The 6,699-nt window shown below is 59.8% G+C and carries 7 protein-coding genes and 1 pseudogene; all 8 read right to left on the bottom strand.

The annotated features are described in order from the left end of the window. Window positions 1-13 precede the first annotated feature (13 nt). Window positions 14-715 (bottom strand): cupredoxin domain-containing protein, encoded by a 702-nt coding sequence (locus DPQ23_RS15500; RefSeq protein WP_162630760.1) that lies wholly within the window; start codon window positions 713-715, stop codon window positions 14-16. A gap of 172 nt (window positions 716-887) precedes the next feature. Beyond that, the gene (locus tag DPQ23_RS13880; RefSeq protein WP_112875386.1) at window positions 888-1,304 is read right to left on the bottom strand and encodes a hypothetical protein; all 417 of its coding nucleotides are present in this window, start codon (window positions 1,302-1,304) and stop codon (window positions 888-890) included. 389 nt (window positions 1,305-1,693) lie between these two features. Then, window positions 1,694-1,975: a copper-binding protein gene (locus DPQ23_RS13885; protein ID WP_112875387.1), complete on the bottom strand. Its 282-nt coding sequence runs from the start codon at window positions 1,973-1,975 to the stop codon at window positions 1,694-1,696. Between the two features lie 17 nt (window positions 1,976-1,992). Continuing rightward, window positions 1,993-2,463, bottom strand: coding sequence for a cupredoxin domain-containing protein (locus DPQ23_RS13890; RefSeq protein ID WP_112875388.1), 471 nt, complete (start codon window positions 2,461-2,463; stop codon window positions 1,993-1,995). Between the two features lie 35 nt (window positions 2,464-2,498). After that, on the bottom strand, window positions 2,499-3,866 hold the full coding sequence (locus DPQ23_RS13895; RefSeq protein WP_112875389.1) for a multicopper oxidase family protein: 1,368 nt from the start codon (window positions 3,864-3,866) through the stop codon (window positions 2,499-2,501). Then, the gene (locus DPQ23_RS13900; protein ID WP_112875390.1) at window positions 3,863-5,281 is read right to left on the bottom strand and encodes a TolC family protein; all 1,419 of its coding nucleotides are present in this window, start codon (window positions 5,279-5,281) and stop codon (window positions 3,863-3,865) included. The genes DPQ23_RS13895 and DPQ23_RS13900 overlap by 4 nt, the downstream gene beginning before the upstream one ends. After that, complete coding sequence (locus DPQ23_RS15505) at window positions 5,278-5,496, bottom strand: hypothetical protein (protein ID WP_162630761.1); 219 nt, start codon at window positions 5,494-5,496, stop codon at window positions 5,278-5,280. Before DPQ23_RS15505 ends, DPQ23_RS13900 begins: the two co-directional genes overlap by 4 nt. A gap of 1,053 nt (window positions 5,497-6,549) precedes the next feature. Continuing rightward, window positions 6,550-6,699 (bottom strand): annotated as a pseudogene (locus DPQ23_RS16205) (copper-transporting ATPase); the annotation flags it as partial.

Below are 6,699 nucleotides of genomic sequence, written 5' to 3' on the forward strand. Positions count from 1 at the left end.
GATGCTTTCCCTCTCAGACGACATCGACGCGCGCCTGCATGGCATCATGACCGGTACCGCAATAGGCGGTGCAATAGACCAGATAGCTGCCGGGCTTCTCGAAGGTCAGATCGACCTCGGTCACGGTACCCGGGCGCAGGCGGATCATCCGCGATCCGCGCCCGAACTGGACCGAAGCGCCGTGTGGAATATCGGTGGCCATCAGGCGGAACCGGTAAGGTGTTCCCGTATCCAGCCGCAGATGGGCCGGCTCGTAGAACCAGCGCTCGGCGATCATCGGGATGCTGAGCGGTTCCGCGTGATCGTCGGGCGCCGTGGCTTCGGATTGTCCGGCATGGCCGTCATCGTGGCCGTGGCCCGCCGCCGCCGCTGGGTCAGGAGTGTGCGCGGCCATGATCGTGGCGGGCACCGCCGTTTCCATCGCGGCCATTGCTTCGTGTCGTGGATAAACGCTGCCGTCATCCTGACCGAAACGCGCAATGAAACTCTCGACTTCGGTGCGGAATGCATCCGCGTCGGGGCCGGCGGTCACAGCGCCGTGGCCGCCCCCGCCGTGTGCGGCAAGCTGATCATCGGCGCCCTCTGCAGAGCGGAACAGGGCCGCCGGTCCGGGTGCGGCGCCATAGCCAACCCACAGACCGTAAAGGCTGACCCCGCCGAACCCCAGAGCGGCCACGAAACCGCGTCGGGTGGTCAGATGTGATAAACTGCTCATGTCAGGTCTTTCTGGTTCCTTCCGATGAAGGTGCAGTCTTTACGCACGACATCGGGTTTGTGACGTGTTCACGTGCTGCGACCGACTTGCTGCGCGCTGCGGTTGAGGCAGCAAGGGGGCGTCAGTGTTGCGGAATCCCCAGGCACTGCACCGCAGCGCCCGTCGGCGGCGCTCAGGCCGCGATTGCGCGAATGGGGGGGCGAAGATCCGGCATAGCGTCGATGCCGGCAGCAGGTTGATCGCCGCCGAAACTTACCGCCAGGATGATGTCATTGTGGCCCAGCACGGCGAACATGGCGGGAAGAGGCACCGCCATGCAGGTGGACATGGCACAAGCGGCGGCGCTGCAGGCGGTGTCGGCGGGATCCCCGCACGGGCTCGCGTCGCCGTTCACGACTGCAACCAAAGGCACGTCGATGCCCACTTCATGACAGTGAGACTGCGGAGCGGACGTCGGAACACCGGAAGTGGCGAGGTTGGGCGCGAGCAGGACCAACAAGGCGGCTAGCACGGCCACAAGGCGGGCACGGTCCAGCAGTCGGCCGAGGACCGCTATGCCTTTGTCACGTGAGACCCGCCAGAATGTCATTGTCTCGCTTCGTAACAGCGATTCGGAACGTCGCTTTGGAGCAGTAGCAAGATGCGCTATGCCGCCTATTCTGCTGCTCGTCTTTGACTCAGGTCAACAAAATCGCCTTTAGCGCAGTGCTCCTGTGACACGCTGGCAGGAAGAGACGGATCGGCCCCAGTGAAGGTCCGGCCAACCCCTTCCCCGCTGCTACCTGTCCTCCCAAAGAGGTCTTCCAAGGCGGTTGTGGGCTTCCTCTTCATGGGCAGTACGGGAAAATTGGTCATGAGGTTTCGGAATGCGCGGAACTGGACGAGAGCGGACCTGAAGTTATGCCCGCTCTCGCTTGATTTTGGTACCCTCAGGCAGTGGGTGGGGTGAGGCGGCGCTTTACTCTTTTTGTTTCGGGATCAGTCTAGAATTTCAGTTATGGTCAACTTGCCATTCACGCGGTCAGCGGCGAAGCGGATATTTTCCCCTTCACTGAGCTGGTCGACCATCTCTGGTTCTGCCAGCTGAAAGACCATTTTCATTGCCGGCATGTCGAGATTCTTCAATTCTTCATGGTCAACGGTTACCTTGCTCCACTTTGCATCGACCTTGGTAACGGTCCCTTTCGTGATGTGGGTATCTGCTAGTGCGGCGCCAGCAGAGAAGATCAAAGCGACCGCCGTCAGGTTGATCAGTTTCATTTTTAAGTCCTCCAGAATCAGGATTTGGTGACGTTCAGGGGGCCGTGCATGCCGGACTCGTAGTGACCCACCATCAGGCAGGCAAATTCAAATTGACCGGCATTTTCGAAAGTCCAAAGAATCTCTCCAGTCTCGCCAGGCTGAAGCCGGACCGAATTTGGATCGTCATGCTCCATCTCTGGAAACTTCTCCATCAACTCCTTGTGCTCGGCGTTGTTTTGGACCGTATCCATGACGAACTCATGCTCCAGCTCACCCTTGTTGATGATGACTAGGCGGATAGTCTCGCCCGCTGAAAATGAAAGCTCACCCGGCTCGAAAACCATTGGCCCATCTTCGGTTTCTTTCATGACAACCTCGACGGTTTTCATGTCTCCGTCAGATGCCGGCTCGCCCATCGGGTGTCCATGCCCACCGGAATGATTGCCCGCAGCGATCGCAAGTGTCGGGACAATTACGGCGGCGGCGGCGAGTAGTATTGATCTCATATGGGTCTCCTCTGTTACTGCTCGATATCGCGGGGTCAGCCCAACCGTATGCCCCCGCGGGGCGTCAGGATTGTGGCGGGGCTGTCGTTGCTGGCATGCTCGGGCAGTTCACCCGTCCATTCCCAGGCCTGCGTACCGGGAGGGTTCTCGAACCAGCCCGGATCCGAATAATCGTCAGGAGCTATACCCTCGCGCACCTTCACGACTGAGAACATGCCGCCCATCTCCAACGGTCCGAATGGACCCCATCCGGTCATCATGGGAATCGTGTTTTCAGGGATCTCCATCGACATTTCGCCCATGTCCGCCATGCCAGCGGTGCCCATCGGCATATAGCCCGGCTGGTGCTTGCGGATCATCTCGGTAACGCGCTTCTTGTTGGCGCCGATAACGGTAGGCAATTCATGGCCCATCGCGTTCATGGTGTGGTGCGACTTGTGGCAGTGGAACGCCCAATCACCCTCATGAACAGCGTTGAATTCATAAGCCCGCATTGCGCCCACCGGAATGTCGATGGTAACTTCCGGCCAGCGGGCCTCAGGGCGGACCCATCCCCCATCGGTGGAGGTTACCTCGAAATCATAGCCGTGCATGTGAATAGGATGATTGGTCATCGTTAGATTGCCAACGCGAATCCGGACACGATCTCCCTTGCTCACCACCAACGGATCAATGTCTGGAAAGATCCGGCTGTTGAACGTCCAAAGATTGAAGTCGGTCATCTCTGAAACGCGCGGAATATAAGTCCCAGGATCAATGTCGTAAGCCGCTAGAAGAAGCCCGAAATCGCGATCTACCGGCATGAAGGCTGGGTCGCGCGGGTGCACGATGAACAGTCCCATCATGCCCATAGCCATTTGGACCATTTCGTCCGCATGGGGGTGATACATGAATGTTCCGGACTTCACCAAGTCGAACTCGTAGACAAAGGTTTTACCGGAGGGGATGGCGGGATGGCTCAAGCCGCCTACCCCGTCCATCCCTGAGGGCAGGATCAATCCGTGCCAGTGAACCGACGTGTGTTCGGGCAGTCGGTTGGTGACATAGATACGAACCCGCTCGCCTTCGACTGCTTCGATCGTGGGCCCCGTAGACTGCCCATTATAACCCCAAAGGCGCCCCACCATCCCCTCTGCCATGATACGCTCGACCGGCTCGGCAACGAGATGGAATTCCTTTACGTTTCCGTTCATCCTGTAGGGCAGCGACCAGCCGTTCAGGGTCACGATCGGATTATATTCAAGGCCCGTCGTGGGACGTGACGGTACCTGCGTATAAGGGCTGTCGGTGCTTGACGCCTCAGGTAGGTCGCGGAAGCGGGTCTGCGCTTGCCCCGCACTTACGGTCAAGGCTGCAGCGCCTGCACCGATACCCGCACCCAGCATCTGTCTGCGATTCATCATTCCTCGTCTCCTCCCTCGCTTGCACCTTCGCCGGTCGCTCCGCCCCAGACCGCGGCTGTGGTGTCGGCCTCGGCCAACCAGTAGTCCTTCTTCGCCTCGGCGGCGCTCAGCTGGGATTCCAGCCCCTCGCGCGCGTCATTGAGCAGTTCAAAGGTGGAGGTCAGCATGCCGTTGTAGCTGAGCAGAGCTTGTTCATCGATCTGACGGCGCAGGGGTAGGACTTGGTCGCGCCAATGACGGGCAATCTGATGCTTGCCTGTTACTGCGGCATAGGCAGCCCGCGCTTCCGATCGTGCCTCGATGGCAGTCTGCGCAAGGTTATTGGCAGAGCGCAGATACTCCAGCTTGCCACGTCGTGAAATCAGCCCGCTGGTGTCATAGACCGGGATCCTGAATTCTACGTCCACCACTGGAGCGCGCTCGCTCTCTCCCTCCTCACGCTCGATTTCCGCCCCCGCGATTATTTCGGCGTCGGACAACATTCGGGTCTGACCGTTCAGCCGATAGCGATTGGCGACCGCTTCAAGATCCAGCCGTCCTGCCGCCAGATCGATACGGTTTGTCAGGGCAAGACGTTCGATATTCGCGCGGTTGGGTGCGTTAGCTGGAAGGGCCGGCAGGCTATCCGGCACATAAAACTCAGTCCCCGTTCCCCACAGTCCCATCAGCCGGACCAGTTGCTCCTTGGCAAGCTGCGCTTCCAGCTTGGCGTCAGCATGTTCTGCCGACAGTTCGGCCGTGAAGACATGTTCGCGCGCCTGATCGGCCTTGCTAAGAGCGCCGGTCGTCCCCAGTTCGGCGGCAAGCTCCGATGCCGCATCCGCAGCGCTTTGGGATCGACCAACAAGGGCCGCTGCTTCATAGGCACCGACCGCCTCGATCCATTTGCGACGCGTTTCGTGCGCCAGCGCCAGAGTGTCGCCTGCTGCGGCCAACTGAGCTTGCCGAAAGGACAGTTCGGCGGCCTTTGTGCGGGGCTTTTTCGTGGCAATGTCTAGGATGGACGTAATTACCGTCGCCTCGACCGAGCGGGTGACGTCGCCAGTGACCAGTCCTGAAACAGAAATTCCGAGCGACGGGACCGGACCGAGCGCAGTTTCCCACAGATCGGCTGCAGACATGCCAAGTTCAGCATATCGTGCCTGAAGGCCTCGATTGTTCAGGAGCGCGATCTGGACAGCTTGGTCTGCGCTGAGGGTCTTGCGGTGCACCATGCCGTGCACGCGCTGTGCGTTGGCTTGGAGTTCTGCGGGGCTTTGCAGCCAGGCGACTTCCGCTCCAGCAGCACGGCGGGAGATGTCGGAGACTGCAGCAAATCCCGCCCGCTCGTCTCTGGCTTTGGTCACTGTCGCGACATCTGCGCAGGCAGACAGCAGCAGTACCCCGCTTACTGAGAGAGTGATGGCCTTTCTCATTCCACGCCCCCAATCTGCTCGTCATTCATGACGGTCCAGTCGCCAGGTTCTTCAACAGGACGGTGTCGGTAGGTGACCGTGGGACCAGTCTGCATGCTCGAAACGGGCGAAGATGCGTCAGCAGCAGCAGCGAAGCCAGACGACATGTCCAACTCGGGCAGCGGCGCGCAGGCCCCCGCGAACAGCGGCATTGCAGCCGCCAATATCAGTTTCATGTGATGAGTCCGCTTGTAGATCAGAAGGGTGAAAGTCACGGCCAATCAGGCCGCAACTGGCAACGTTCTGATCAGGCGCGCGGAGGGCGGTGCAGTCCTTCTGGGACAGACTGTGCAACCAGAGATTCGATGTGATTGACTACAATGACTTGGCTAGCCGAAACCGCTTGAACCAGTTCCTTGAATCCCAGGATCGTGGTCGACGGACCAGCAGGAGCCTTGCAGTGAGACGCATGGAAGTCGGGCTCCGCGCCTCCGTCATGTAAACGATCTTCCACGATGTCCGCCTCAGGGTGGGCGTGGTCCGAGCTCTTGTGTGCCGAAGGCGTAGCTCGGACGTCTGTGGCTTCAGCGGAAGCCTCGGACAACTGGCATTCCAGAGCCTCTGATGCGCTTCCACCTGACGCAGTCACACCCATCGTGACGAAAGCCACGATAAGGAATGTAGCGAGCTGGCGCAGAAGCTGATTCATGCTTATCCAGTATTCGGGCGAGAGCACGACATCAACAAATTTCCTGCGATGTTCGATCACACGGTTGTCACGACCAATGCCCACCAGAGACAAGCGGCATCAGGGGTCTCTGGATCGCAGAGCCTACCCACATAGCTGCGTCCATCACCTGTGACCTGCTCCCCGTGCAGTTCTCAGTTCGACGTGAACTCTGCGCGACCCTGCTCTGAGCTCAAACCTTGAATCCCCGGATCTTGGAGTTTTCCGCGAGGGACCAGAGGGCACCGAAGCCCGCCCCCGTTCGCGTACTGCCCGATGGCTGAAGGGTTTTCTTGACCACAAGACCGACTTGGTAGAACGGGCGCAAGGAGTTGAAGAAGGGAAACGAGCCCCTGCGAAAGGCCCATCGGGCCTGACGCTGGAGAAGCTGAGCCTGCGAGAGGCCGCCTCAGGAGACTTCTGATCCCGGCCCGTCGCCGTCGTTGCCACGATCCCGTCCGCCGCGGTTCTGCGGCTCGGAATGTGTCCGGTTCAGTCACCACCAGTTCGTTCCGGACATCAAGGAGCGAAGATGAAGTGGAGATTGCATGGGATCAACGACTCATACCTTGACCGCCCTGAGCCTGAGGGCATTGAACACCACCGAGACTGACGACGCGCTCATCGCAAAGGCCGCGAACATCGGGCTGATGAGGATGCCGAAGAAGGGATAGAGCAGTCCCGCTGCGATCGGCACGCCGGCGGCGTTGTA

Source organism: Paracoccus endophyticus, assembly GCF_003286075.1.
GTDB lineage: Bacteria > Pseudomonadota > Alphaproteobacteria > Rhodobacterales > Rhodobacteraceae > Paracoccus > Paracoccus endophyticus.

Excerpts from the sequence above, each read along its gene's own strand:
- DPQ23_RS13885 (WP_112875387.1), bottom strand. The coding sequence starts at position 1,975 with ATGAAACTGATCAACCTGACGGCGGTCGCTTTGATCTTCTCTGCTGGC.
- DPQ23_RS15505 (WP_162630761.1), bottom strand. The coding sequence starts at position 5,496 with ATGAAACTGATATTGGCGGCTGCAATGCCGCTGTTCGCGGGGGCCTGC.
- DPQ23_RS13880 (WP_112875386.1), bottom strand. The coding sequence starts at position 1,304 with ATGACATTCTGGCGGGTCTCACGTGACAAAGGCATAGCGGTCCTCGGC.
- DPQ23_RS13895 (WP_112875389.1), bottom strand. The coding sequence starts at position 3,866 with ATGATGAATCGCAGACAGATGCTGGGTGCGGGTATCGGTGCAGGCGCT.
- DPQ23_RS15500 (WP_162630760.1), bottom strand. The coding sequence starts at position 715 with ATGAGCAGTTTATCACATCTGACCACCCGACGCGGTTTCGTGGCCGCT.
- DPQ23_RS13900 (WP_112875390.1), bottom strand. The coding sequence starts at position 5,281 with ATGAGAAAGGCCATCACTCTCTCAGTAAGCGGGGTACTGCTGCTGTCT.
- DPQ23_RS13890 (WP_112875388.1), bottom strand. The coding sequence starts at position 2,463 with ATGAGATCAATACTACTCGCCGCCGCCGCCGTAATTGTCCCGACACTT.